Genomic DNA, 534 nt, shown 5'->3' with positions numbered 1-534 from the left:
GACCTGGTGGGTCCGGCTAGACCCACCAGGTCCGATGTGGCCGGGGATTGCGCCTCCGGCCGACGACGACGTTAACGATCCCTGCCCGGTCCCGGGCAGTGCGGGTCGCACAGACGTCTCGCCCGACTTCAGGAGCGCACACCGTGGCTAAAGATTCCGACGATTTCCAACTCGATTTGTTCGCCGAGACAGAGGACAGTGACACCCATGATCGACCCGATAACGCAGGAGATAATGAAGCTCTACTTGGAGCACCAGGGGCTGCCGCAGGAGCTGAGCCCGACCGATCAGCAGGCGTTCCTCGAGACCGAGAGCGAGCGGATCGCGGAGCGGATCGACAACATGAAGATCGTCATGGAACAGCAAGTGCTGCAACGCTACATGCGGGACAACGGCCAGCCGCCCCCGTACATGGAGAAGGTCGGGATGATCAACCAGGCGTGGGCGCAGGCGACGGACTTCGTGATCAACGAGGAGATCTGCGTGATGATCGACTCGACGTCCGAGTGGATCTACGAGCGTTCGGGGTTCCTC

Annotated in this window: 1 pseudogene; it reads left to right on the top strand. The window is 61.8% G+C overall.

The window, feature by feature from the left end:
* Nucleotides 1-207 precede the first annotated feature (207 nt).
* Nucleotides 208-534, top strand: a pseudogene (locus tag R4P08_RS18440) (hypothetical protein); the annotation flags it as partial.

Origin of the sequence: Rhodococcus sp. IEGM 1408 (genome assembly GCF_033142235.1) — a bacterium.
In the GTDB taxonomy this organism is placed as follows: Bacteria; Actinomycetota; Actinomycetes; order Mycobacteriales; family Mycobacteriaceae; genus Dietzia.
The sequence above is the reverse complement of the archived record's forward strand: the minus strand, read 5'-3'. Positions and strand labels throughout refer to the sequence as shown.